Raw genomic sequence first — 21,577 nt, 5'->3', positions numbered from 1 at the left:
ATCATGAGCGATCTCTTCTCATCCGCGGGCCTCGATCAAAACGCCCCCCGACCTCTGGCCGATCGGATGCGACCGCAGAATCTGTCCGAGGTCGTGGGGCAGGATCACCTGGTCGGACCGGATGGAATTCTGACCCGGTTGATCGCCTCGAAGTCTCTCGGCTCCCTGATCTTCTGGGGGCCGCCCGGGACCGGCAAGACCACGGTCGCGCGGCTTCTCGCCCATGACACTGACCTGCACTTCGATCAGATCTCAGCCATCTTTTCCGGCGTTGCCGACTTGAAGAAGGTGTTCGAGGCCGCCCGCCAGCGCCGGATGCTGGGCAAGGGCACGCTGCTCTTCGTCGACGAGATCCATCGCTTCAACCGGGCTCAGCTCGATGCCTTCCTGCCCGTCATGGAGGACGGCACGATCACCCTGGTCGGTGCGACCACCGAGAACCCGTCTTTCGAGCTGAACGCGGCGCTTCTCTCGCGCGCCCGCGTGCTTCTGTTCAAGTCCCTCGACGAACAGGCGATCGAAAAGATCCTCGCCAGAGCGGAGGAGATCACCGGGAAGCGCCTGCCGCTCGACGGGGAGGCGAGGGCATCCCTCGTGCGCATGGCCGATGGGGACGGGCGCGCCGCGCTGACCTTGGCCGAAGAGGTCTGGCGTTCGGCCAAGCCCGACGAGGTCTTCGACGCGGCGCAGTTGCAGGAGATCATCCAGCGCCGCGCGCCGGTCTACGACAAGGGCCAGGAGGGGCATTACAACCTCATATCCGCCCTGCACAAAACCATTCGCGGCTCGGATCCCGATGCGGCGCTCTATTACCTTGCGCGCATGCTGGATGCCGGCGAGGACCGGCTCTTCATCGCCCGCCGTCTCGTGCGCGCGGCGGTGGAGGATATCGGGCTCGCCGATCCGCAGGCGCTGGTGATCGCGAACGCGGCAAAGGACGCCTTCGACTTCCTGGGATCTCCCGAGGGCGAGCTGGCGCTGGCGCAGGCCACCGTCTATCTCGCCGCCGCGCCGAAATCGAATGCGCTCTACACGGCCTACAAGGCGGCGACGGCCGTTGCGAAGGAGAACGGCTCCCTTATGCCGCCCAGGACGATCCTGAATGCCCCGACGAAGCTCATGAAGAAGATCGGCTACGGGGAGAACTACCGCTACGATCACGACGAGCCGGATGCGTTCTCGGGGCAGGATTACTGGCCTGAGAAGCTCGGGCGCCAGTCGTTCTACGAACCGGTCGACCGCGGCTTCGAGCGCGAGGTGAAGAAGCGCCTCGAGTGGTGGGAGAAGCTTCGTCGGGAACGGCGCGGCGAAAGCGATCAGGACTGACGGATGAAATCCTATCTTCTCGTCTTCCTCGGCGCCGGGATCGGCGGGGCTCTCCGCCATGGGGTGAATCTCGGCTGCGCCCGTGTCTGCGGAACGGCTTTTCCATGGGGCACGCTGACCGTGAACGTGGTGGGGTCCTTCCTCATGGGTGCCATTGCCGGATGGCTGGCGTTCAAGGCGGGCGAGGGGTGGAGCCAGCCTCTGCGCCTTTTCCTCACCACCGGAATCCTCGGCGGCTTCACGACATTCTCCGCCTTCTCCCTTGATGTTGTGCTGATCTGGGAGCGCGGGCAGGTGCCGTTCGCCATCGCATATATCGCCCTCTCGGTTCTGCTTTCCGTCGCGGGGCTCGTGTTGGGACTCGGGCTGGTCCGGGCGATGGCCGCCTGATCAAGGTCGACCGGAGAGGGCTCCGGCACCACAGTCATGTTCGAATAATTTGCAATCAGAAGTGTTGTTTATGACAAGAGTGAGTTGGCCCTAATGGAGGGCATTGTCATGGACGTCACGTTCCAATCCAATTCGACATTCAAATCTCTGCTGGCCGCTGCTGTCATCGGCGCGGGAACCATCGCGATTGCGGCACCTGCAGATGCCCGGATAGGCGGCATGGGCGGCTTCCATGGAAGCATGGGGGGATTCCACGGCAGCATGGGCGGGTTCGGCGGATTCCATCCCCCGCTCATGATGAATGGCGGCTCCCGGATGGGCTTCAATCCAGGCTTCCACCCGGGTTTCGCCGGCCACCCCTTTATTGGGCATCGTCCATTCTTCGATCACGACCACTTCCATCATGACAATGGCTTTGCGCTCGGCGTCGTGAGTGGGGCGGTTCTCGGTGGACTGGCCTACGGATATCCCTATTACCCGTATTACGGCTATGGCTATCCCACCTATGGTGTCGCCTATGGCGGCGACTGCTATATCGTTCACCGCCGGGTCGTGGACCCGTGGGGGCATCTCGCCCTGCGTCGCGTAGTGGTTTGCGACTAGCAGAACGACTGATCGAAGCGGCCCCCTGACTTGATGTGCCAGGGGGCTGTAAGGGTCATTAGGGCAGATCGCCCGGCATGGTCTCCTCTGCCGGGCGATTTCGACGCTATCTCCCCGTCGGCTTGCGAGCATCCTCCGGAATATGACGCCGCAGTCGAAATCATTCAGGTGCTCGATTGCCGCCCATGCGGCGCTCTGGTACCCACAATCTCATGAAAAAAAGCAGTTCAGGACAGAATAACGGCGCCCGTGGCGGTCGCGCGGGTTCTCGGCAGGGCTTCCGCTCCCGCGAGGACAAACCCGCGCGCGCAGGCGGACCTTCAAAGAAGAGCCCCGTGAAGGCGGCAGGGAAGGCGCCCCGTCCTTCGACCGCCGCTCGCAGCGAGAAGCCTGCGGCACGGCCGCCGGCGCGGCCCGCCGCGTTGGAAGCTCCGCGCCAGCCGACGCGCGCCCAGGCCAAGGCCGAAGCTCAGGAGGTGCTGGCGACCGGCGTGCAGACGCTCGTGGTCGAGCCCGACGAGGCCGACATGCGGGTCGACCGGTTCCTGGTCGCCCGATTCCCGCAGCTGGCCTTCACGCATATTCAGCGCATCGTCCGAAAAGGTGAGCTGCGCGTCGACGGCAAACGTGCGCAGCCCAACGACCGGCTGGCGGCGGGGCAGAAGGTCCGCATTCCGCCGCTCAAGCTCGATCAGCCGCGGCCCGTGTCCCGCAGCGCCGCCAAGGATCAGAGCGACCGCGAGTTCCTGCAATCCATTACGCTCTATGAGGACAAGGACGTTCTCATCATCAACAAGCCCATGGGGCTGGCGGTGCAGGGCGGTTCCGGCACGACGCGCCATGTGGACGGCTTGCTCGAATGCATGCGCGATGACGAGGGTCAGAAGCCGCGCCTCGTGCATCGCCTCGACAAGGACACGGCGGGCTGTCTCGTCATCGCCAAGACGCGCTTTGCCGCCTCGACCATGGCGAAATCCTTTCGCGCCCGCACTACGCGCAAGATCTATTGGGCGCTGGTCGCAGGCGTGCCGCGCGTGCGTCAGGGGCGTGTGTCGACCTACCTCGCCAAGGAAGGCGACGAGGGCGACTCGCGCATGAAGGTGGCCCGTCACGGCGACGAGGGAGCCAGCCACGCGCTCACCTATTACGCCGTCATCGACACTGCGGCGCAGAAGCTCGCCTGGCTTTCGCTGAAGCCGGTCACCGGGCGCACGCACCAGCTGCGCGCACATGCGGCTCATATCGGCCATCCCATCGTCGGCGATCCGAAATATTTCGATATCGAGAACTGGGAGCTGCCTGGCGGCATTCAGAACAAGCTGCATCTGCTGGCGCGGCGCATCGTGATCGCCCATCCGAGGACCGGGAAGCCAATCGACGTCACCGCTCCGCTGCCGCCGCACATGCAGCAGAGCTTCAACCTGCTCGGGTTCGATACGAGCCAGTACGATCCCATCGTCGAGGCACCCGAGGAGTAATCCGGACTTTTCGCTTTTCCATGCCTTCTTGTCGTACTTTTGCCGTGGGCCAGGCGCACCCTTGATTGCCTCGGCCGCCCAGCGGGCGGCCGGGACATTGGCAAGGAGGGGATCGATGGAACACAAAGATCTCGAGTATCTCCGTAGCGTAGCCGACATTCAGCCGAAGCCTCTGACCAAAGAGGAGCGGCTTGACCGATGGATCAGCCTTCTCGAACGCGATCCGACACGCCGCCTGAATTCGCTTGGTGAAATCGAATACAAGCCACCGGTAGAGCGGGCCCTGGTCCGGGAGGACAATTCTCCCTTGACCGTCGCCTATGAAGACCCGGTCCTGCGGGCCGACGGGCTTGCGAGCGACCGGCTCGGCGATGCCATGCGGTATTTCGGACTCACCGACGGGCAGGCGCATTACGCCCTTTGCTCGTGCCTCAGCGGGCACACGGCGGAATCCGGGGCCTTCGCCCAGCGTCTGCGCAACACGACGGGCGACGTGGCCTGGCAGCAGGCCATTGGAGCCTGGGCTCTCGCGAGCCTGGCGGTGGGCCTGCCGGCGCTCGTGTACTTCCTGCGCTGAGCCGCGCGAGAGGGCCGTGACGCTTCCTTTCGGCCGGGGAAAGGTGCCTTCCCCGGTCGGTGCCGTTTGACTGCGGCCGCAGGCTCGACGATGAATGGAGAAGCTCCCGCGTGAAAGGCCCTTCTCCATGCTTCGCATCGAGCCCGTAACCCTCTCGACCGACCGGCTCATTCTCCGCCCCCTGAGCCTCGATGACGTGCCCGCTTTGGGCGAGGCCGCCAGCGACGGGGCCCTCTGGGAGAAGAAGACGACCACGGTGCCGAGGCCCGAAGGGTTCGGGGAATACGTCCGGAAGGCGCTCGAGCTGCAGGCGGCCGGCCTCGCTCTACCCTTCACCACGGTCGTCAGGGACGGCGAGCGCGTCGTGGGATCGACGCGCTACATGAACATCGATGCGACCAATCACAGGGTGGAAATCGGCACCACCTGGATCGCGAAATCCTGGCAGCGTACCTTCGTGAACACGCATGCGAAGTTTCTCATGCTTCGCCACGCCTTCGAGGTTCTGGATTGCAATGCGGTCGAGATCCGGACGCATTCGCTGAACGATCAGTCCCGCGCCGCCATCGAGCGCCTCGGCGCCAAGCTCGACGGCATCCTGCGACGCCACATGATCATGCCGGACGGGCATATCCGCGACACGGCGGTCTACAGCATCCTCCGGGAGGAATGGCCCGAGGTGAAAGCCCGTCTGGAGCAGCGGCTGGAAGCTTGAGCGTTCCCCTGCCGGAACGCGCTCCGCGGGGGAGCGTTGATCTTCACCGGTCAATGATGGAGTTGATGAATGGGCAGCGCCGTTCGCGACAATACAGCCGGCCATCGCTTCGAGCTCGAGCGGAACGGCCATCTTGCTTTCGCCAACTATGAGCGCCGCGCCTCGTCTCTCGTCATCCGGCATGTCGAAGCGGCCGTTCCGCTGCGCGGCACGGGTGCCGCGGACGAGCTGATGCGCGGGGTTGCCGAGATCGCCCGCTCCGAAGGCCGCAAGATCACGCCGCTCTGCGGCTACGCTTATGCATGGATCCGCCGGCACAAGGAGTTTCACGACCTTCTGAACTGATCGCGCAATCCCTCTGAAAAGGGTGTGCCTTTTCGCCGTACTGCGGAGCGAGGCCAAAAAGATTACAGGTTGAACTTCATCGACAAGAAACGAAGTTCGACAGGGGGCGTCCGTGTCCGGTGTGATCGAGAAAGCAAGAAGGCTCTTGCGCAGGAAAAGCGTTGCCATCAGCGCTGCCGTTCTGGCTTTGGCCGTGGTCGTGGCTGCCGTAACGGTGCCTTTCTTCCTCTCCGAGACGACCGACGAGATTGCCTATTCGGACTTCTCCCGCGAACTCGAGGCGGGCAAAATTCGCAAGGTCCAGGTGCAGGAGGGCGGCCTGTCCGTCTGGATCGAGGACCAGAAGGCCTTCGTGCGGGTGCCGAGTTCGCATCTGAGCGCCCAGACCGTCGACCGGGCGACCGCCGCCGGCGCGCAGGTAGTGTTTCAGCCGTCCGGGATTGATCCCGCCCATGCGGCGAGTTTCGTCATCTCCCTCATCATGGTCGCGGCAGTTCTGGCGCTCGTGGCCGTCCAGGTCGATTTCAAGCCGACGTCCCGCTGGCCCCGGGCGGTCAAGAACATTCCAGACCGTTTCGACGACGTGGCGGGTCAGGAGGAGGCGAAGGCCGAGCTGCAGGAGGTCATCGCCTTTCTCAGCGACGCCGAGGCCTTCGAGAGGGTAGGCGCGCGCATCCCCAAAGGGGTGCTGATGGTGGGCCCGCCCGGAACGGGCAAGACCCTGATTGCCAAAGCGCTCGCGGGTGAGGCGGGCGTTTCCTTCATCGCCGTTTCGGGCAGCGACTTCTCCGCCCCCCTCATCGGCATCGCCAAGAGCCGCGTGTCCAAGCTCTTCGAGCAGGCCCGCCGGCGCGCGCCCTGCCTGATCTTCATCGACGAGATCGACGCCATCGGCCGCAAGCGCGGGGGCGGCGGATCGGCGGCGGATCGTGAATTCGAGTCCACCCTGAACCAGCTCCTCGTGGAGATGGACGGCTTCAATACGACCACGGGCGTGATCGTGATCGGCGCGACCAACCGGGTCGACGTGCTCGATCCTGCCCTGCTGCGGCCCGGCCGCTTCGACCGGCAGGTTCATATCGGCCTGCCCGACATCACGGGCCGGGAGGCGATCCTCTCCGTGCATGCGCGAAACGTGAAGCTGGCGGCCGGCGTCGAGCTTGCGTCGATCGCCCGCGGCACACCCGGCTTCTCCGGCGCCGACCTGGGCAACCTCCTCAACGAGGCGGCGATCTTCGCGGCGCGGGACGGCGTGGGCGAGATCTGCCGCGAGCACCTGGAGGCAGCCCGCAACAAGATCATCATGGGTCTGGAGCGCCGTTCGCTCGTGATCAGCACAGAAGAGCGCAGGCTCGTTGCGGTGCACGAAGCGGGCCATGCCCTCTGCGCCTGCCTGACGCCGGGTTCCGACAAGGTGCACAGCGCCACCATCATTCCGCATGGCCAGGCGCTGGGCCTCGTCATGCGCCTGCCGGAAAACGACCGTTACTGCATTCCCGTGGAGAAGCTCGAAGCCGATCTGATCGTGGCCATGGGCGGACGCGCGGCGGAGGAGGTGGTCTTCGGTCCCCGCAAGGTCACCACAGGCGCCGCGAGCGACATCGCTCATGCCACCAACATTGCCACGCGCATGGTCACGGAATGGGGCATGAGCCCGGCCATCGGCATGGTGAAGGTGGCTCGCTCGGGCGAGAGTTTCCCGCGCGAGGTGGAGCAGGAGATCCGCCGCATCGTCGAAGAGATGTACGCGGCCGCCAAAGCCTGCATCGAGGACAATCGTGAGTCGCTGGACGCTCTCGTCGATGCGCTCCTGGAGCACGAGACCATCGAGGGCGACGAGGTTCGCCGGATCGTGGCTCCGAGCGAAAGGCGGATGGCCGCCTGATTTCAGGCTTTCAGGCTTCTGTCAGGGGAGCGTCGATCCTGCAGACGACCCCTGTCGGCGCGAAGTCGATGGTGACCGACCCGTTGAGCTCCTGGGCGAGGCTGCGTTCGATCAGACGCGTTCCGAAGCCGCGGCGTTCGGGCGGTGCGACGGCTGGTCCGTCCATCTCTCGCCAGACCATCCTGAGCTGCGGATCGGATTTCCGGTTCAGAACGGTCCATTCGATGGCGACGCGTCCGGATTCGCCTGCCAGGGCTCCGTATTTGGCCGCATTGGTGCCGAGCTCCTGAAGGGCCATGGCGATGGCAAGGGCGATACGGGGCGGCAGGCGGACGTCGGCGCCGGACACCGCGAAACGATCTCCGGTGCTGCGAAACGGCTCGATCGCCTGCTGAACCAGCTCGACCAGGGAAGCTCCGTCCCAGTTCTCGCGCGTGAGAACATCGTGGGCGCGCGAAAGGGCGATAAGGCGGCCCTCGACCGCCTCGCGGGCCTCCATGGTCGTCGCCGCGTTGCGCAGGCTCTGGGTCGCGATCGACTGCACGGTGGCAAGCGTGTTCTTGACCCGGTGGTTGAGCTCGTTGATCAGCAATTGCTGATGCTCCTCCGACTTCTTGCGGGCTGTGATATCCAGAGCCACTCCAATGGTGCGGGCCGGGACGCCGTTTTCGATGTCCAGCAATTCGACCCGCAGCAGCAGCCAGTGCCATGAGCCGTCGGGCCAGACGACCGTGAGTTCCGTTTCGGCGAAGCGGTCGCCTCGGGCCAGAGCCTGCAGAGTCACACGCCAGAGCCTGACCCGCTCGCCTGGAGCAAGACGCTGCCGGATGTCGCCCGTGGTGGGAACGAACCCCGGAGGCAGGCCGAGAAGGCGGTTCAGCTCAGGCGAGGACTTGATCGTGCTCGTGGCGGTCTCCGCTTCCCAGATCGCCATGTGTCCGGCGTCAATCGCCAGGCGCAGCCTGGCCTCGCTCTCGGACAGAGCGGTCTGCGACTGCTTGATGTCGGTCAGATCGGAGGCGAGCACGTAGAAACCGGCAATACCTCCGTCCTCCCGCAGGTCCGGAATGTACTCCGACTTCACGTAACGCAGCCCACCGGGGAAATGGGCCCACCATTCATGGCAGACGCGTTTTCCCGAGAGCACGACATCGATGAAAGGTTTCACGCGGCTGTAAGCCGCCACGCCGACTGCATCCTGCAATCGGACGCCGTACAGATCCTCGGGAGACTGGAGCAGCCAGGTCTCGTAGGCCTTGTTGTTGAAGCGGTAGCACTCATCCGCATCGACATAGGCGATCAGGGCAGGAAGGTTGTCGGTGATCTGCCGCAGCTTCTCCTCGCTGGCGCGGGCTCGTATTTCGCTTTCGCGCAAGCGGCTCTCGCTCGCCTGGAGGGTGGCCCGGGAGACCTGCAGGGAATCGATGCGAAGAGACGCGGAGGACATCTTCTCCGCGTGTTCACGGCCCTGGGCCTCTTGAAACAGCGCGGTCGCGTGCGACAGCCTGTCTTGCTCGCGGAGTCGGAGGCGCAGTTCGTGATTGGCCCGCTCCAACTCCTCGATCCGCCGCAGAAGGTCATGATTCACGTTATAGGGTGCCTTGGTTCGGTTCGTGTGGCAAACTTGGCGGGGTCCGCTGAAGATAGAGCTGATACAACACATGACGAGTCCATGGAGATCCTCGCTCGCCCCTTTCAGGCGTCGCGCATCCCCAGGCTTCCCGTGACAGGATGCATGCCTGCACTGGCAGGAGGCGGATGAATTGAATAAGGTGCCGCTTCAGTTCAGGGACAACGGGTGATGAAGCGTATCCTCCAAGCGGCCGTCGTGATCGGAATCGGATTTCTGGCGACCGCCTGCGACAAGTGCGGCAACTGGAACATCAATACGCCGCAGTTCTGCCACGGCTCAAATCCTCAGGGCTGAGCGAGCGGGGAAGTCCTGGTGAAGCTCATCCTCTTCGATGTCGACGGCACGCTCGTCGACAGCCAGAACGTCATCGTGGCCTCGGTGCGAGGGGCGTTCCACGCCTATGGGCTGGAACCGCCGAGCCGGGAACGAGCGCTTTCGATCGTCGGCCTGTCGCTGGTCGAGGCCTTCACGGTGCTCGCGGGTCCGAAGGCTCCCGTCGAAGGCTTGGCCCAGGCCTATAAGGACGCCTATACCGTTCTGCACCGCGATCCGGAGAACGAGGCGCCGCTCTTTCCCGGGGCGGGCGAATGCATCGCACGTCTGAAGGATCACGCCGACGTGCTTCTCGGCCTCGCAACGGGCAAGTCCCGGAAGGGCGTGGTGCGCCTGATGTCGCAACAGGGCTGGGAGGACGTTTTCGCCACGACCCAGACGGCGGACGATGCGCCGTCCAAGCCCCATCCGGCCATGATCCTGCAGGCGATGGAGGAGCTTGGCGTCGCACCGGAAGACACGATGATGATCGGCGATTCCAGTTACGATATGGCGATGGCGCGGGCCGCCGGGGTTCTTCCGATCGGTGTGTCCTGGGGCTTCCAGCCGGTCACTGCGCTGAACGAGGCGGGGGCGAAACGCATCGTCGACAGCTATGAGGAGCTCGAGCCGGTGCTCCGGACTTTCATCTCGCTCCCCTCGTATCTTTCCGCCTGAAGGCCTATCTCTTTGCCATGACAGATTCACGCGACTGGTTCCCATCACAGGACGAGCCGAACCCTATGCGGGCGGCTCAAGCCGGCATGAAGCCCACGCTGCCGAAACGCTTCTACAAGGAAGCGGGGGTCGAGGAGCGAGACGGGCTTTTCCACCTCACCCTCGACGGACGTTTGGCCAAAACTCCGGGCAAGCAGGCGCTGGCGGTGCCTTCGCGCGGGCTGGCCGAGGCCATGGCGCAGGAATGGGCGGGGCAGGCGGCCGAGATCGATCCCTCCACGATGCCGATCACCCGCATCGTCAATTCCGCCATCGACGGCGTGGCCGCGCGCCAGGCCGAGGTGGTGGACGACCTCGTGCGATATGCGGGGTCCGACCTGATCTTCTACCGCGTGAGCGAACCCGCAAGGCTCGTCCAGTCGCAGGACGACGCCTGGAACCCGATCCTCGACTGGACCAGGGAAAACCATGGAGCCCGCTTCACTCTGGCCGAGGGCGTTATGCATGTCACCCAGCCGGATGAGGCGGTCGCCGCGATCCGGGTGGCGCTCGAGCGGATCGAGTCCCCCTTCGCGCTCGCGGCCGTCCATGTGATGACCACGCTCTCCGGGTCGGTGCTGATCGCCCTGGCCCATGCCTCGGGGCCGCTCGATGCGGACCGGGCCTGGGCCGCCGCCCATGTGGACGAGCTCTATCAGGAGAGCGTCTGGGGCAAGGACGAGGAGGCCATGGAGCGCCGCCGCAAGCGCGAGGCCGATTTCAAGGCGGCTTCCCTGGTCTACAGCCTGGTCGCATAGGCGACCCCGGGCTCAAAGCCTGCTGAGCAGCGGAACGAATAGACCCGCAAAGATTTTGATCATGAGAGTGGACATTTTTTCTGGGTCAGGAGGCAAAATGCGCACGCTCGGAATCTTGGTGGCCGGTCTTCTGTGTGTCGGTACAGTTGAGGCCTCGGCGGCTCCCTTTGGCGCCCAGCTTCTGCCGGAGCACGAGGCGCCGGTGGTTCAGATTCACCACAAGCCCGGCCATAGGGGCGGTCCGCCCTGGGCCCGTCAGGGCAACTGGAATGACCGTGGATATGCGACCCGCAGCGTCGAGCGCCGCACATACTGCCGGACGACCCAGCGGACTTACTATGACGATTACAGCGGCGAATATGTTCGCCGCTCGGTCCGTGTCTGTGATTAGGCATCGGGATCTGCATGAAACAATCGCCGGCGTTGGTGCCCCGGCGATTTTCTTTTGATCCCGGCGAGGTTCGCTCAGGCGCGGCGGAAGCTGATGCCGCAATGCTTCCTGATCGAGGCCTCCTCGATTGCCTGCATCTGGCCCTTCAGGCGCGCGAGTTCGGCCGTCTGGGCGCCGTTCCCGCCGACGAAGAAGGCGGCCGGCCAGAAGACGACGAGGGCGGCGGTGGTCGCGACTGCGTCCCGGGTGCGGGCGGAATCCTGGACCCCGGCGGCCGCGGCGGCGGCGGAGCTGACCCGCTGCGCCTCGGCATTCAGCTCGCGGCAGCTATAGCTGGAGTACATGGACGAAGAGACATAGGAGGCAGCCACGTCCTCGGAGCGGCTGGCGCAGCCAGCCGCCGAGAGGGAAAGGGCGAGGGCCGCAAGGGCTTTCATGGTGTTCATGGTTGATCCGTTATAATGTTATAATGGGATCATCTTAGCCTGTGGGACACCCCCTGTGAAGTGTTCTGGAGCACACTTCCATCGTGGGACTTTGGAGCGGCCTATGGCTATGCTAAGCGGGAGCAACAATCCTCCCGGGACCAGGGACTATCCATGAAAGACATTCTCGAACGGCTGGAAGAGCGGCGGGCCCAGGCCCGCCTCGGTGGCGGCGAAAAGCGCATCCAGGCGCAGCATGCCCGAGGAAAGCTCACGGCGCGGGAGCGCATCGAGCTCCTGCTCGACAAGAGTTCGTTCGAGGAGTTCGACATGTTCGTCGAGCACCGCTCCACCGATTTCGGGATGGATAAGGCCAAGATCCCGGGTGACGGCGTCGTCACCGGCTGGGGCACGGTGAACGGCCGCACGGTCTTCGTGTTCGCCAAGGATTTCACGGTGTTCGGCGGCTCGCTCTCCGAGGCCCACGCCCAGAAGATTACCAAGATCCAGGACATGGCGCTCAAGATGCGCGCGCCCATCGTCGGCCTGTTCGACGCGGGCGGCGCGCGTATCCAGGAGGGCGTGGCGGCGCTCGGCGGCTATGGCGAGGTCTTCAAGCGCAACGTGATCGCTTCCGGCGTCATTCCGCAGATTTCGGTCATCATGGGCCCCTGCGCGGGCGGCGACGTCTATTCGCCCGCCATGACCGATTTCATCTTCATGGTGCGCGACCGCTCCTACATGTTCGTGACCGGTCCCGACGTGGTGAAGACCGTCACCAACGAGACGGTGACTTCGGAGGAGCTCGGCGGCGCAAAGGTGCACACCACCAAGTCTTCGGTGGCCGACGGCGCCTATGACAACGACGTGGAGGCGCTGCTGCAGGTGCGCCGCCTCATCGACTTCCTGCCCGCCAACAACATGGACGGCGCACCGGATATCCCGAGCTTCGACGATCCGGACCGCACGGACGACAGCCTCGACACGCTGATCCCGGACAACCCGAACAAGCCCTACGACATGAAGGAGCTGATCCTGAAGGTCGTGGACGAGGGCGACTTCTTCGAGATCCAGGAGGCTTACGCCCGGAACATCATCACGGGCTTCGGGCGCATCGAGGGCCGCACGGTGGGCTTCGTCGCCAATCAGCCGATGGTGCTGGCGGGCGTGCTCGATTCCGACGCTTCGCGCAAGGCCGCACGTTTCGTGCGCTTCTGCGACGCCTTCAACATCCCCATCGTCACCTTCGAGGACGTGCCGGGCTTCCTGCCGGGCACGGCGCAGGAATACGGCGGCCTGATCAAGCACGGCGCGAAGCTGCTCTTCGCCTATTCCGAAGCCACCGTTCCGCTGGTGACGGTGATCACGCGAAAGGCCTTCGGCGGCGCCTATGACGTGATGGCGTCCAAGCATATCGGCGGCGACATCAACTATGCTTGGCCCACCGCCCAGATCGCGGTGATGGGCGCGAAAGGCGCTGTCGAGATCATCTTCCGGGGCGATATCGGCGATGCGGAGAAGATCGCCGCCCGCACCAAGGAATACGAGGACCGCTTCATGTCGCCCTTCGTGGCGGCCGAACGCGGCTATATCGACGAGGTGATCATGCCCCACTCGACGCGGCGGCGGATCGCCCGGGCCTTGGCGATGTTGCGGCACAAGGAAACCGAGCTGCCCTGGAAGAAGCACGACAACATACCCCTATGACGTCGTCCGTTCTCGAATACGTTCAGAATCTTGTCTCTGGTGCTCCAACGCTCGAGGGATTGGGGCCCGAACTTGCAGGAACCGGCTCCAAGGCCGTTGAGCTTGCCTTAACTGCATTCGCTATTGGGCTTATCATCTGGCTCAGTGCGAGGCTGAGGAAGTGGCAAGCCGTTCGGGAGGACGGCTGGTATTATCTCACTCCTGGCTTGATAGCGTGGTTCATGTTGATCGGCGCATCGCTGATCTCTCTCGGAACGCTCGCCGGAGGCGCGGTTGCGCTAAGGACGGGTTATTACAAGCCGAGCTTAGACCGCGACGGGCTGGTGGCGATCGGCATGTTCGCCTTCTTTATTCTCGGCTTCGGGGCTTTGGCGCTGCTCTCCTACGTCCTGTTCTTTCGCCATAAGGTTCGCTGGAACCATAGCGTGATCGAAAAGATCGCTGGACGGAAGACGGTGATGCGGGTTCCTTGGGGCGAGGTGCGGGAAGTCAAGCAGGAGAAGGGGGCCGATCATCTGTGGGTCGTGGCTGACACGGCACGCATCAAGGTCTGGACCCATCTGAACGGGGTCGAGCAGCTCATTGCGGTCATCGACGGAGATGAAACAGCTCTCGGCTTGCCGCGGCAGATCAACCCGACCATAGAAGGAAAGCCTCGCCCAGATTATGCTGGCAGCTTTCATCCTGAACACCATTGAACCGCGCTGACAGAGCCATCATGAAACCGTCCTGCGACCGCTCCTGGGTTTCCACCGCCATCCAGATCATCGAGGCGGATTTCAACCGCTTGTCGGATACGCACCTGCTGCAGGTGCCGCTGCCGGCGGTGCCGGGGGTGTCGCTGTATCTGAAGGATGAATCGACCCATCCCTCGGGGAGCCTCAAGCACCGGCTGGCGCGTTCGCTGTTTCTCTACGGATTGTGCAACGGCTGGATCGGGCCGGACACGACGATCATCGAGGCGTCGAGCGGATCGACGGCGGTGTCGGAAGCTTACTTCGCGCGGATGCTGGGCCTGCGCTTCATCGCCGTGATGCCGCGCTCCACCTCGGCCGAGAAGATCGCGCAGATCGCTTTCTATGGCGGAGAGAGCCATTTCGTGGATTCGCCCGCTCAGATGTACGAGGAGAGCGCGCGGCTCGCGGCCGAACTCGGCGGCCATTACATGGACCAGTTCACCTATGCCGAGCGGGCGACGGACTGGCGCGGCAACAACAACATCGCGGAATCCATCTTCAGCCAGATGGGCCATGAGGAATATCCGGTTCCGCGCTGGGTCGTGGTCGGGGCGGGCACGGGCGGCACATCAGCGACGCTCGGACGCTATATCCGCTATCGCCGCCTGCCGACGAAGCTGTGCCTCGCCGATCCGGAGGCCTCCGTGTTCCACCGGCATCTGGCGGACCGCAGCGTGTGCACCACATGCGAGCCGCCTTCCGTCATCGAGGGTATCGGCCGTCCGCGCTGCGAGCCGTCCTTCGTGCCCGAGCTCATCGACCGCGCCTATGCGGTCCCGGATGCGGCGAGCATCGCGGCGGCGCGCGTGCTCTCCCGCCGCATCGGCCGCTCCTGCGGCGGCTCGACCGGAACGAATCTCTGGGCCGTGGCGCAACTCATCGGTGAGATGGTGAGCCAGGGAGAGAAGGGATCGGTGGTGACGCTGCTTTGCGACTCAGGCGATCGCTACCGCTCAACGCATTTCAACGATGACTGGCTGAAAGAGCGCGGCATCGACATCAGGCCTGCGGAGGAAGCGATGGAGCGCTTCTTCGAGACGGGCGTTCTCTAGCCGCATCTTTGCCGTCATCCCCGGCCCTGGGCCGGGGATCCACGTCTTTGAGACGCTGCGGTTCTGGAGACGTGGATGGCCGGGTCAAGCCCGGCCATGACGGGAAGAATGGTGAATGGCTACTTTCCGACCTCGGCAAACCACTTCACCAGCAGCTGCAAGTCCGTCTGGGACAGCCCGTGCCCGGTCGGCAGCATCTCGTGCTGGACCTCGGCTCCCGCCGCGGACAGCGATGCGGCGAGCTGCGCGGAGTTTTCCGCTGGAATGATCGGATCCATCAGGCCCGACACCATCAGCACACGCTTGCCCTTAAGATCGCTCTCCGGCGCATCCTGGAGCGGCACCATGGCGCGCAGCAGCGCGGCACCCGCGAGCGTCTCGGGTCGCAGCATCAGCATGGCGGCGGCGATGTTCGCGCCGTTGGAGAAGCCGAGCGCTATCGGAGCCTCGAGGCCGTAGGCCTTTCGCGCTTCGACGACGAAGTCGGCAAGCTCGTTGGCGCGAAAGCGCACGTCTTCCTCGTCGAACATGCCTTCCGCCAGCCGGCGGAAGAAGCGCGGCATGCCGTTTTCCAGAATCTTGCCGCGTGGGGATAGCAGGGCGGAGCCGGGCGAGACCATGCGGCCCAGATTGATCAGATCGTTCTCGTCGCCGCCCGTGCCGTGAAGCAGCAGCAGGGGCGGGCGGCCCGGCTCGCCGGCGGGCTCATAGCGATGGATGAAGGACAGCTCGGTCATGATTTCTCTCAACGTGCCCTCTCCCGCAAGGGGAGAGGGTTCTGTTCAAGCCAGTTCAGGCAGATGGGCCTCGATGCTCGGACGGCGCGGCTCCAGGAAGGCGGGGAGCTTCAGCTCGCTGCCCAACCGGTCCTCCGCCTCGTCCACGGCGAAGCCGGGCGCGTCGGTGGCGATCTCGAAGAGAATGCCGCCAGGCTCGCGGAAATAGACCGAACGGAAGTAGTTGCGGTCCTTCTGCTCGGTGGCGTGGAGGCCGAATTTCTCCTCGAGCGTCTTCACCATGCGGGCCTGGTCGTCATCGTCGGTGGCGCGGAAGGCCACGTGATGAACCGAGCCGCCACCCATGCGCCCCGGCAGAAAGCCGCCGACGCTGCGGATGTCGACCGTGCCGCCGATGGCGGCGTCGCTCCTGTAGCGCACCAGAGAGCCCTCCCTCGCCACCTCGCGGAAGCCGAAGACATCCGTGAGGATGGCACCGGTCGGCTCGCCGTTTTCCACGAGCAGCGTCACGCCTTCCAAGCCCCGGATGGCGTGCTCAGCCGGAACCTCGCCCGCGGCCCAGGCCTCCTCGGCTTCGGCGTTCTGAACCCCGACCAGGGACAGGCTGGTGCCATGGGGATCCTTGAAAGGCAGGACGCTCTGACCGAAACGCTTCTCCAGCGCGCTATGCTCGACCCCCTGCTCGATGAAGCGATGGCTCCAGTAGCCGAGGGAGCCCTCCGGCACACGGAAGGCGGTCTCTGAGGTCGAGCCGATCCCGGTCCGCCCCGGAGCCACGTGCTCCCAGGGGAAGAAGGTGAGGATGGAGCCCGGGCTGCCGTGGCTGTCGCCGAAATAGAAATGGTAGGTGCCGGGATCGTCGAAATTCACCGTCTTCTTGACGAGGCGAAGCCCGAGGACCCGCGTGTAGAAATCGAGGTTGCGACGGGCCGGACCCGCAATGGCGGTGACGTGATGGATGCCGTGATGCCGCATGGCTGTGTTCCTTAACGAGCGACTGCGAAAAGCGCGCCGCATGCCGGCAACATATGTACCACCGGTCAGGAAGGGAGTGCGGAAAGGGCGGCCTTGCGGGAATGCAAGCGGCACGGGGCCCCGGTTCAAAGCCGCGTCGCAGCTGAGGAATCCGGGCGGCTAAGAATCCGGCAACCAAAAAGTCTCAGCAAGGCTTAACCTCAACGGCGATTCAGCATTTCGCGTTAACGGTTTACGCCACCTCCCGTGTGACACTCATCGCATGCAAAAGATCGACCGGCCCGACACAGGATGAAGGCCGGAGGGAGCCATGGGGATGATGAAGGACAGCCTTCGCGAGTTCATCGATAATGCTGCGGATTGCAACTTTATCTCCGCCGATGCCGTGCGGGCGCTCACCGGCGAGGTGCTGCAGGACGGCATCACCAGCCGCCTGGAGGTGGAGACGCTGCTGGCCGTGGACCGGATCGTCGAGGCCGACGAGAGCTGGGGCGCGGCCCTCACCAAGCTTGTTGTGGATTTCGTGGTGTGGAAGCGGGAGCCGCGCGGGGTCGTGAGTGGCGACGATGCCCTGTGGCTCGCCACCGTTCTGGAGGTCAGCGGTCCCAGCCGCAATGCCATGAACATCGCCTATGCCATCCTCGACGAGGCGGGCTATGTGGATGTGGCGCTCCTCGACTTCATCATGCGCGGGCGCCAGCAGGCCAGAATGAGCCTCGCGGCGGCATGACCGCCCGGCCCTTCGCCATCTAACCTAAATACTGAACGTGGCCCTGCTTCCCCAATGCACCGATGTGCAGTAACGGAGGTGGGGTTGAGTTCTTTTGTGGGTGGAGCGTCCGAGGCTCATGTTCGACAAGATCCTGATTGCGAACCGTGGCGAGATCGCGTGCCGGGTCATCAAGACCGCCCGCCGCATGGGCATCAAGACGGTGGCGGTCTATTCCGATGCCGACCGGGACGCCCTCCACGTGGAGATGGCGGACGAGGCCGTCCATATCGGCCCGGCAGCCGCAGCCCAGTCCTATCTTGTGATCGAGAAGATCATCGAGGCCTGCAAGGCAACCGGCGCGCAGGCGGTGCATCCCGGCTACGGCTTCCTTTCCGAGCGCGAGGCCTTCCCCAAGGCGCTGGCCGAGGCGGGGATCGTCTTCATCGGCCCCAATCCCGGCGCCATCGCCGCCATGGGCGACAAGATCGAGTCGAAGAAGGCGGCCGCAGCCGCCAAGGTCTCGACCGTCCCCGGCTTCCTCGGCGTGATCGAGGGGCCGGAACAGGCGGTGCGGATCGCCGACGAGATCGGCTACCCCGTGATGATCAAGGCCTCCGCCGGCGGCGGCGGTAAGGGCATGCGCATCGCGTATTCCTCGGACGAGGTGGCGGAGGGCTTCGCCCGCGCCAAGTCCGAGGCGGCGAGCTCCTTCGGCGACGACCGGGTCTTCATCGAGAAGTTCATCACCGACCCGCGCCACATCGAGATCCAGGTGCTCGGCGACAAGCACGGCAACGTGATCTATCTCGGCGAGCGCGAATGCTCGATCCAGCGCCGCAACCAGAAGGTCATCGAGGAGGCTCCGTCGCCTCTCCTGGACGAGGCGACCCGCCGCCTCATGGGCGAGCAGGCCGTGGCGCTCGCCAAGGCGGTGGGCTACGATTCCGCCGGCACCGTGGAATTCGTGGCAGGGCAGGACAAGTCCTTCTATTTCCTCGAGATGAACACCCGCCTGCAGGTGGAGCATCCGGTGACCGAGATGATCACCGGCATCGATCTCGTGGAGGAGATGATCCGCGTCGCCGCGGGCGAGCGCTTGAGCCTGACGCAGGACGATGTGAGGCTCAGCGGCTGGTCGGTGGAAAGCCGCATCTATGCGGAAGATCCCGTTCGCAACTTCCTACCCTCCACGGGCCGCTTGGTCACTTACCGGCCGCCCCACGAGGGCACGGCTGATGGTGTGACCGTGCGTAATGATACAGGCGTCTACGAGGGCGGCGAGATCTCGATCTATTACGATCCGATGATCGCCAAGCTCGTGACCCACGCGCCGACCCGCGAGCAGGCCATCGAGGCTCAGGCCACAGCCCTCGATGCCTTTGCCATCGACGGCATCCGCCACAACATACCGTTCCTGTCCGCGCTCATGCAGCACCCGCGCTGGAAGAGCGGCAAGCTCTCCACCGGCTTCATCGCCGAGGAGTTCCCGCAAGGCTTCAAGGCTCCCGCGCCGGAAGGCGAGACAGCGCTTCGCATGGTGGCCGTGGGAGCTGCCATCGACCACCTCATGAACGAGCGCAAGCGACACATTTCCGGTCAGATGCGCCCTGCGTCGTCCTTCAGGTTCGACAGGGAGCGGGTCGTGCTCCTCGGAGCGGTACGGCACGACGTGGTGATCGAGGATATCGACGGCGGCGTCGCCGTGGTGCTCGACGGCCAGTCCTGGCCTGTCGAGTCCGCGTGGATTCCGGGCCAGCCCGTCTGGACGGGCACGGTCGGCGGCGAGGCCATCGCGGTGCAGGTGCGGCCCATCCTCAACGGCATGGCCCTGTCCCATGCGGGAGCCTCCGCCGAGGTGCGCGTCTATACCAAGCGCGAGGCGGAGCTGGCGGCGCTCATGCCCGAGCGCCAGGAGGCGGATACGGGCAAGCAGCTGCTCTGCCCCATGCCCGGCCTCGTGAAGGCGATCAGCGTGTCCCAGGGCCAGGAGGTCAAGGCGGGCGAGCCGCTCTGCATCGTCGAGGCGATGAAGATGGAGAACGTGCTGCGCGCCGAGCGGGACGGCACGATCGCCAAAATTCACGCCAAGGAAGGCGATAGTCTCGCCGTCGACGCGGTCATTCTGGAATTCGCCTGAAGACCGGTCGGTCCCGCGAGGCAGGTGCCATGCCCCTCTATTTCGCCTATGGCTCCAATATGGACCGGGCCGCCATGCTCCAGCGCTGTCCGGCCTCGAAGCCGGTGGGCATCGCGCGGCTCATGCGCCACCGCTTCATGATTTTCGATGAGGGTTACGCAACGGTGGCGCGCGATCCGCAACGCACGGTCTGGGGCATGGTGTGGGATTTGGCGCTGGCGGACGTTCCCGCGCTCGACCGCTACGAGAGCCTCTCGACCGGCCTCTACACCAAGGTGATCCAGCCTGTCGTCACGGAGCAGGGGCCGCGCCGGGCGGTGGTTTATGTGGGGCGGAGCGCAAAGCCCGGTACGCCGCGTCCGGGCTATATGGAAGGCGTCATCGAGGCGGCCGTCCGTGCGGGGCTGCCGGAGGATTATGTCCGAAACCTCGGCGTGTGGCTGCCGAAGAACCAGGGCGCTCCCGCTCCGGCTCCGCAGCCGAAGGTCCGCCCGCTCTGGGCCGCGCCCTCGAGTACGATCCGCAAGTAGGGTTGAGCAGCAGCGTCTTGGCTCGAACCTTTGCCGTAGGCATGCGTTGAGTCCCGAGGCGCGTAGCAGGTTCGAAGCCGTGCCGATGCCCGGCATGTGTCGTGTGAGAACAGGGAACGATGATCGCCAACCGGATTGCTCATGTGCGGATTCACGGACGGGTTCAGGGGGTCGGCTTTCGCGTCTGGGCGCAGCATCAGGCCCAGCTTCATGGATTGATCGGCTGGGTCCGCAACCGCCAGGACGGCAGCGTCGAGGCCGTGTTCTCAGGCCCCGGCGAGATGGTGGAAGTCATGCTCAAGGCCTGCCACGAGGGGCCGATCGGATCCTTCGTGCAGCTGGTCGAGCCAGTCGACGGAGCTGATCACGAGCTCGACAGCGTGAAAGGTTTCGAAGTGCGCAGGACGGCTTAATTCGGCTTCGCCGCGGTTTGTTCGACGGGGCCGCCGGTCCCCTTCCAGGCTGTGAAGCCGCCTTCGACATGCGCCACGGGCTTCAGCCCCATGTCCTGCGCCGTCGCGGCGGACAGGGCCGAGCGCCAGCCGGCGGCGCAGAAGAACACGAAGGTCTTGTCCTGGGCGAAAACCGGCTTGTGATAGGGACTTTCCGGGTCGATCCAGAATTCGAGCATGCCGCGCGGACAGTGAACGGCGCCGGGAATGCGGCCCTCCCGTTCCAGCTCGCGCGGATCCCGCAGGTCCACGAACACCACGTCCTCGCGTCCATGCAGGGCGATGGCCTCCTGGGTGGAGAGGGTTCGAATCTTTGCGCTGGCCTCATCGAGCAATGTCTTGTAGCCGCGGGTGATGGTCTGAGGCATAGCCGGTTCGCTCCTCTTTGAGGCTGTCAACAAACTGGGCATGATCACGGCAGAGTCAACGGGAGGCGCAGTTTGCTCGGGTTTACCTTCGTCGATTATGTGGCGCTGATCTTCTTCGTCGTGTCCTGGCTCGGCTATCACGCGGCCGTCGAGCTGACCGGCGCTGGACAGAAAAGCCTCAACAGGATCATGAACCAGTATCGCTTCCGCTGGATGGAGCAGCTGGTCGTGCGCGAGAATCGGATCGTGGACACCACGATCATGGCCTCCCTGATGAACGGAACGGCGTTCTTCGCCTCCACCTCCCTGATCGCGATCGGCGGCGTGCTGGCGCTGCTGCGCTCGGCAGACGAGGTCCTGGTGCTCTTCACCGAGCTGCCCTTCGGCCTGCCGATGACGCGTCTCGCCTGGGACGTGAAGGTGATCGGCCTTGCGATCATCTTCGTCTATGCCTTCTTCAAGTTCGCCTGGTCGTACCGCCTGTTCAACTACTCCTTTGCCACAGGGGAGCTGCGGGATGGTTCGAGGGGGTGTAAACTGAGCGGATCTGAGGGAGGGCTCTCCCATGCTCAAGCGCTATCTTGTCGATCTCACCCGCCGCGAGCGCACTGACCT

The 21,577-nt window shown here is 64.5% G+C and carries 23 protein-coding genes and 2 pseudogenes; 20 read left to right on the top strand and 5 right to left on the bottom strand.

Going from position 1 to position 21,577, the window contains the following annotated elements; genetic code table 11:
* Window positions 1-3 precede the first annotated feature (3 nt).
* From ACS5Q0_RS02440 to ftsH, 8 genes are all read left to right on the top strand, one after another.
* Window positions 4-1,326 (top strand): replication-associated recombination protein A, encoded by a 1,323-nt coding sequence (locus ACS5Q0_RS02440; protein WP_473125024.1) that lies wholly within the window; start codon window positions 4-6, stop codon window positions 1,324-1,326.
* Window positions 1,327-1,329: 3 nt separating this feature from the next.
* Window positions 1,330-1,716, top strand: coding sequence for a fluoride efflux transporter CrcB (crcB, locus tag ACS5Q0_RS02435; protein ID WP_473125023.1), 387 nt, complete (start codon window positions 1,330-1,332; stop codon window positions 1,714-1,716).
* A 108-nt stretch (window positions 1,717-1,824) separates the two neighbouring features.
* Entirely contained in the window at window positions 1,825-2,319 is a 495-nt protein-coding gene (locus ACS5Q0_RS02430; protein ID WP_473125022.1) for a hypothetical protein, read from the top strand.
* A gap of 212 nt (window positions 2,320-2,531) precedes the next feature.
* A complete protein-coding gene (locus ACS5Q0_RS02425; RefSeq protein WP_473125271.1) occupies window positions 2,532-3,797 on the top strand; it encodes an RluA family pseudouridine synthase in 1,266 nt (421 codons plus the stop codon).
* A gap of 115 nt (window positions 3,798-3,912) precedes the next feature.
* Window positions 3,913-4,374 carry a hypothetical protein gene (locus ACS5Q0_RS02420; RefSeq protein ID WP_473125021.1) on the top strand — a complete coding sequence of 154 codons (462 nt, stop codon included), beginning with the start codon at window positions 3,913-3,915 and terminating at the stop codon, window positions 4,372-4,374.
* A 127-nt stretch (window positions 4,375-4,501) separates the two neighbouring features.
* On the top strand, window positions 4,502-5,089 hold the full coding sequence (locus tag ACS5Q0_RS02415) for a GNAT family N-acetyltransferase (RefSeq protein ID WP_473125020.1): 588 nt from the start codon (window positions 4,502-4,504) through the stop codon (window positions 5,087-5,089).
* 69 nt (window positions 5,090-5,158) lie between these two features.
* On the top strand, window positions 5,159-5,434 hold the full coding sequence (locus ACS5Q0_RS02410) for a GNAT family N-acetyltransferase (protein ID WP_473125019.1): 276 nt from the start codon (window positions 5,159-5,161) through the stop codon (window positions 5,432-5,434).
* 145 nt (window positions 5,435-5,579) lie between these two features.
* A complete protein-coding gene (gene ftsH / locus ACS5Q0_RS02405) occupies window positions 5,580-7,319 on the top strand; it encodes an ATP-dependent zinc metalloprotease FtsH (RefSeq protein WP_473125018.1) in 1,740 nt (579 codons plus the stop codon).
* 10 nt (window positions 7,320-7,329) lie between these two features.
* On the opposite strand, the gene ACS5Q0_RS02400 is transcribed toward ftsH, so the two are convergent.
* Window positions 7,330-8,907 carry a sensor histidine kinase gene (locus ACS5Q0_RS02400; protein WP_473125017.1) on the bottom strand — a complete coding sequence of 526 codons (1,578 nt, stop codon included), beginning with the start codon at window positions 8,905-8,907 and terminating at the stop codon, window positions 7,330-7,332.
* A 213-nt stretch (window positions 8,908-9,120) separates the two neighbouring features.
* Between ACS5Q0_RS02400 and ACS5Q0_RS02395 the strand changes: the two genes are divergently transcribed.
* The 4 genes from ACS5Q0_RS02395 (at window position 9,121) to ACS5Q0_RS02380 (ending at window position 11,130) form a co-directional block, all read left to right on the top strand.
* Window positions 9,121-9,246 carry a hypothetical protein gene (locus ACS5Q0_RS02395; protein ID WP_473125016.1) on the top strand — a complete coding sequence of 42 codons (126 nt, stop codon included), beginning with the start codon at window positions 9,121-9,123 and terminating at the stop codon, window positions 9,244-9,246.
* Between the two features lie 18 nt (window positions 9,247-9,264).
* A complete protein-coding gene (locus tag ACS5Q0_RS02390; RefSeq protein WP_473125015.1) occupies window positions 9,265-9,942 on the top strand; it encodes an HAD-IA family hydrolase in 678 nt (225 codons plus the stop codon).
* Window positions 9,943-9,959: 17 nt separating this feature from the next.
* Window positions 9,960-10,739, top strand: a complete 780-nt coding sequence (locus tag ACS5Q0_RS02385) for an ATP12 family chaperone protein (protein WP_473125014.1) — start codon at window positions 9,960-9,962, stop codon at window positions 10,737-10,739.
* A gap of 97 nt (window positions 10,740-10,836) precedes the next feature.
* Window positions 10,837-11,130, top strand: a complete 294-nt coding sequence (locus ACS5Q0_RS02380) for a hypothetical protein (RefSeq protein ID WP_473125013.1) — start codon at window positions 10,837-10,839, stop codon at window positions 11,128-11,130.
* A 74-nt stretch (window positions 11,131-11,204) separates the two neighbouring features.
* On the opposite strand, the gene ACS5Q0_RS02375 is transcribed toward ACS5Q0_RS02380, so the two are convergent.
* Entirely contained in the window at window positions 11,205-11,576 is a 372-nt protein-coding gene (locus tag ACS5Q0_RS02375) for a hypothetical protein (protein ID WP_473125012.1), read from the bottom strand.
* Window positions 11,577-11,729: 153 nt separating this feature from the next.
* Between ACS5Q0_RS02375 and ACS5Q0_RS02370 the strand changes: the two genes are divergently transcribed.
* Genes ACS5Q0_RS02370 through ACS5Q0_RS02360 form a run of 3 tightly spaced genes read left to right on the top strand, consistent with a single transcriptional unit; the run spans window position 11,730 to window position 15,051 of the window.
* The gene (locus tag ACS5Q0_RS02370; RefSeq protein ID WP_473125011.1) at window positions 11,730-13,262 is read left to right on the top strand and encodes an acyl-CoA carboxylase subunit beta; all 1,533 of its coding nucleotides are present in this window, start codon (window positions 11,730-11,732) and stop codon (window positions 13,260-13,262) included.
* Window positions 13,259-13,960 carry a hypothetical protein gene (locus tag ACS5Q0_RS02365; RefSeq protein WP_473125010.1) on the top strand — a complete coding sequence of 234 codons (702 nt, stop codon included), beginning with the start codon at window positions 13,259-13,261 and terminating at the stop codon, window positions 13,958-13,960. The genes ACS5Q0_RS02370 and ACS5Q0_RS02365 overlap by 4 nt, the downstream gene beginning before the upstream one ends.
* Window positions 13,961-13,980: 20 nt before the next feature.
* A complete protein-coding gene (locus ACS5Q0_RS02360) occupies window positions 13,981-15,051 on the top strand; it encodes a PLP-dependent cysteine synthase family protein (protein WP_473125009.1) in 1,071 nt (356 codons plus the stop codon).
* A gap of 119 nt (window positions 15,052-15,170) precedes the next feature.
* Here the strand turns inward: ACS5Q0_RS02360 and ACS5Q0_RS02355 are convergent, their stop codons facing one another.
* Window positions 15,171-15,788 carry an alpha/beta hydrolase gene (locus ACS5Q0_RS02355; RefSeq protein ID WP_473125008.1) on the bottom strand — a complete coding sequence of 206 codons (618 nt, stop codon included), beginning with the start codon at window positions 15,786-15,788 and terminating at the stop codon, window positions 15,171-15,173.
* Window positions 15,789-15,833: 45 nt separating this feature from the next.
* Entirely contained in the window at window positions 15,834-16,763 is a 930-nt protein-coding gene (locus ACS5Q0_RS02350; protein ID WP_473125007.1) for a ring-cleaving dioxygenase, read from the bottom strand.
* Between the two features lie 316 nt (window positions 16,764-17,079).
* On the opposite strand from ACS5Q0_RS02350, the gene ACS5Q0_RS02345 reads away from it, so the two are divergent.
* The 4 genes and pseudogenes from ACS5Q0_RS02345 (at window position 17,080) to ACS5Q0_RS02330 (ending at window position 20,555) form a co-directional block, all read left to right on the top strand.
* Window positions 17,080-17,493, top strand: a complete 414-nt coding sequence (locus ACS5Q0_RS02345; RefSeq protein WP_473125006.1) for a hypothetical protein — start codon at window positions 17,080-17,082, stop codon at window positions 17,491-17,493.
* A gap of 118 nt (window positions 17,494-17,611) precedes the next feature.
* Window positions 17,612-19,612 carry an acetyl-CoA carboxylase biotin carboxylase subunit gene (locus ACS5Q0_RS02340; RefSeq protein ID WP_473125005.1) on the top strand — a complete coding sequence of 667 codons (2,001 nt, stop codon included), beginning with the start codon at window positions 17,612-17,614 and terminating at the stop codon, window positions 19,610-19,612.
* A gap of 29 nt (window positions 19,613-19,641) precedes the next feature.
* A pseudogene (locus ACS5Q0_RS02335) lies at window positions 19,642-20,052 on the top strand (gamma-glutamylcyclotransferase family protein); the annotation flags it as partial.
* A gap of 209 nt (window positions 20,053-20,261) precedes the next feature.
* On the top strand, window positions 20,262-20,555 hold the full coding sequence (locus tag ACS5Q0_RS02330) for an acylphosphatase (protein ID WP_473125004.1): 294 nt from the start codon (window positions 20,262-20,264) through the stop codon (window positions 20,553-20,555).
* Here ACS5Q0_RS02330 and ACS5Q0_RS02325 read toward each other — a convergent pair.
* The gene (locus ACS5Q0_RS02325; RefSeq protein WP_473125003.1) at window positions 20,552-20,962 is read right to left on the bottom strand and encodes a rhodanese-like domain-containing protein; all 411 of its coding nucleotides are present in this window, start codon (window positions 20,960-20,962) and stop codon (window positions 20,552-20,554) included. The two genes, ACS5Q0_RS02330 and ACS5Q0_RS02325, sit on opposite strands and share 4 nt — an antisense overlap.
* Window positions 20,963-21,034: 72 nt before the next feature.
* Here ACS5Q0_RS02325 and ACS5Q0_RS02320 point away from each other — a divergent pair.
* Window positions 21,035-21,454: pseudogene (locus ACS5Q0_RS02320) on the top strand (DUF599 domain-containing protein); the annotation flags it as partial.
* Window positions 21,455-21,577 lie beyond the last annotated feature (123 nt).

This window comes from Microvirga sp. HS2 (assembly GCF_055792805.1).
Note: the sequence above shows the minus strand (reverse complement) of the source record. Positions and strands in the feature narration are given on the sequence as shown.

What these genes read in the sequence shown, in the direction of transcription:
- ACS5Q0_RS02410 (WP_473125019.1), top strand. Translation starts at nt 5,159, where the DNA reads ATGGGCAGCGCCGTTCGCGACAATACAGCCGGCCATCGCTTCGAGCTC.
- ACS5Q0_RS02340 (WP_473125005.1), top strand. Translation starts at nt 17,612, where the DNA reads ATGTTCGACAAGATCCTGATTGCGAACCGTGGCGAGATCGCGTGCCGG.
- ACS5Q0_RS02425 (WP_473125271.1), top strand. Translation starts at nt 2,532, where the DNA reads ATGAAAAAAAGCAGTTCAGGACAGAATAACGGCGCCCGTGGCGGTCGC.
- ACS5Q0_RS02325 (WP_473125003.1), bottom strand. Translation starts at nt 20,962, where the DNA reads ATGCCTCAGACCATCACCCGCGGCTACAAGACATTGCTCGATGAGGCC.
- ACS5Q0_RS02415 (WP_473125020.1), top strand. Translation starts at nt 4,502, where the DNA reads ATGCTTCGCATCGAGCCCGTAACCCTCTCGACCGACCGGCTCATTCTC.
- ACS5Q0_RS02360 (WP_473125009.1), top strand. Translation starts at nt 13,981, where the DNA reads ATGAAACCGTCCTGCGACCGCTCCTGGGTTTCCACCGCCATCCAGATC.
- ACS5Q0_RS02375 (WP_473125012.1), bottom strand. Translation starts at nt 11,576, where the DNA reads ATGAACACCATGAAAGCCCTTGCGGCCCTCGCCCTTTCCCTCTCGGCG.
- ACS5Q0_RS02365 (WP_473125010.1), top strand. Translation starts at nt 13,259, where the DNA reads ATGACGTCGTCCGTTCTCGAATACGTTCAGAATCTTGTCTCTGGTGCT.
- ACS5Q0_RS02350 (WP_473125007.1), bottom strand. Translation starts at nt 16,763, where the DNA reads ATGCGGCATCACGGCATCCATCACGTCACCGCCATTGCGGGTCCGGCC.
- ACS5Q0_RS02430 (WP_473125022.1), top strand. Translation starts at nt 1,825, where the DNA reads ATGGACGTCACGTTCCAATCCAATTCGACATTCAAATCTCTGCTGGCC.
- ACS5Q0_RS02355 (WP_473125008.1), bottom strand. Translation starts at nt 15,788, where the DNA reads ATGACCGAGCTGTCCTTCATCCATCGCTATGAGCCCGCCGGCGAGCCG.
- ACS5Q0_RS02420 (WP_473125021.1), top strand. Translation starts at nt 3,913, where the DNA reads ATGGAACACAAAGATCTCGAGTATCTCCGTAGCGTAGCCGACATTCAG.
- ACS5Q0_RS02380 (WP_473125013.1), top strand. Translation starts at nt 10,837, where the DNA reads ATGCGCACGCTCGGAATCTTGGTGGCCGGTCTTCTGTGTGTCGGTACA.
- ACS5Q0_RS02345 (WP_473125006.1), top strand. Translation starts at nt 17,080, where the DNA reads ATGATGAAGGACAGCCTTCGCGAGTTCATCGATAATGCTGCGGATTGC.
- ACS5Q0_RS02385 (WP_473125014.1), top strand. Translation starts at nt 9,960, where the DNA reads ATGACAGATTCACGCGACTGGTTCCCATCACAGGACGAGCCGAACCCT.
- crcB (WP_473125023.1), top strand. Translation starts at nt 1,330, where the DNA reads ATGAAATCCTATCTTCTCGTCTTCCTCGGCGCCGGGATCGGCGGGGCT.
- ACS5Q0_RS02395 (WP_473125016.1), top strand. Translation starts at nt 9,121, where the DNA reads ATGAAGCGTATCCTCCAAGCGGCCGTCGTGATCGGAATCGGATTTCTG.
- ACS5Q0_RS02330 (WP_473125004.1), top strand. Translation starts at nt 20,262, where the DNA reads ATGATCGCCAACCGGATTGCTCATGTGCGGATTCACGGACGGGTTCAG.
- ACS5Q0_RS02370 (WP_473125011.1), top strand. Translation starts at nt 11,730, where the DNA reads ATGAAAGACATTCTCGAACGGCTGGAAGAGCGGCGGGCCCAGGCCCGC.
- ACS5Q0_RS02440 (WP_473125024.1), top strand. Translation starts at nt 4, where the DNA reads ATGAGCGATCTCTTCTCATCCGCGGGCCTCGATCAAAACGCCCCCCGA.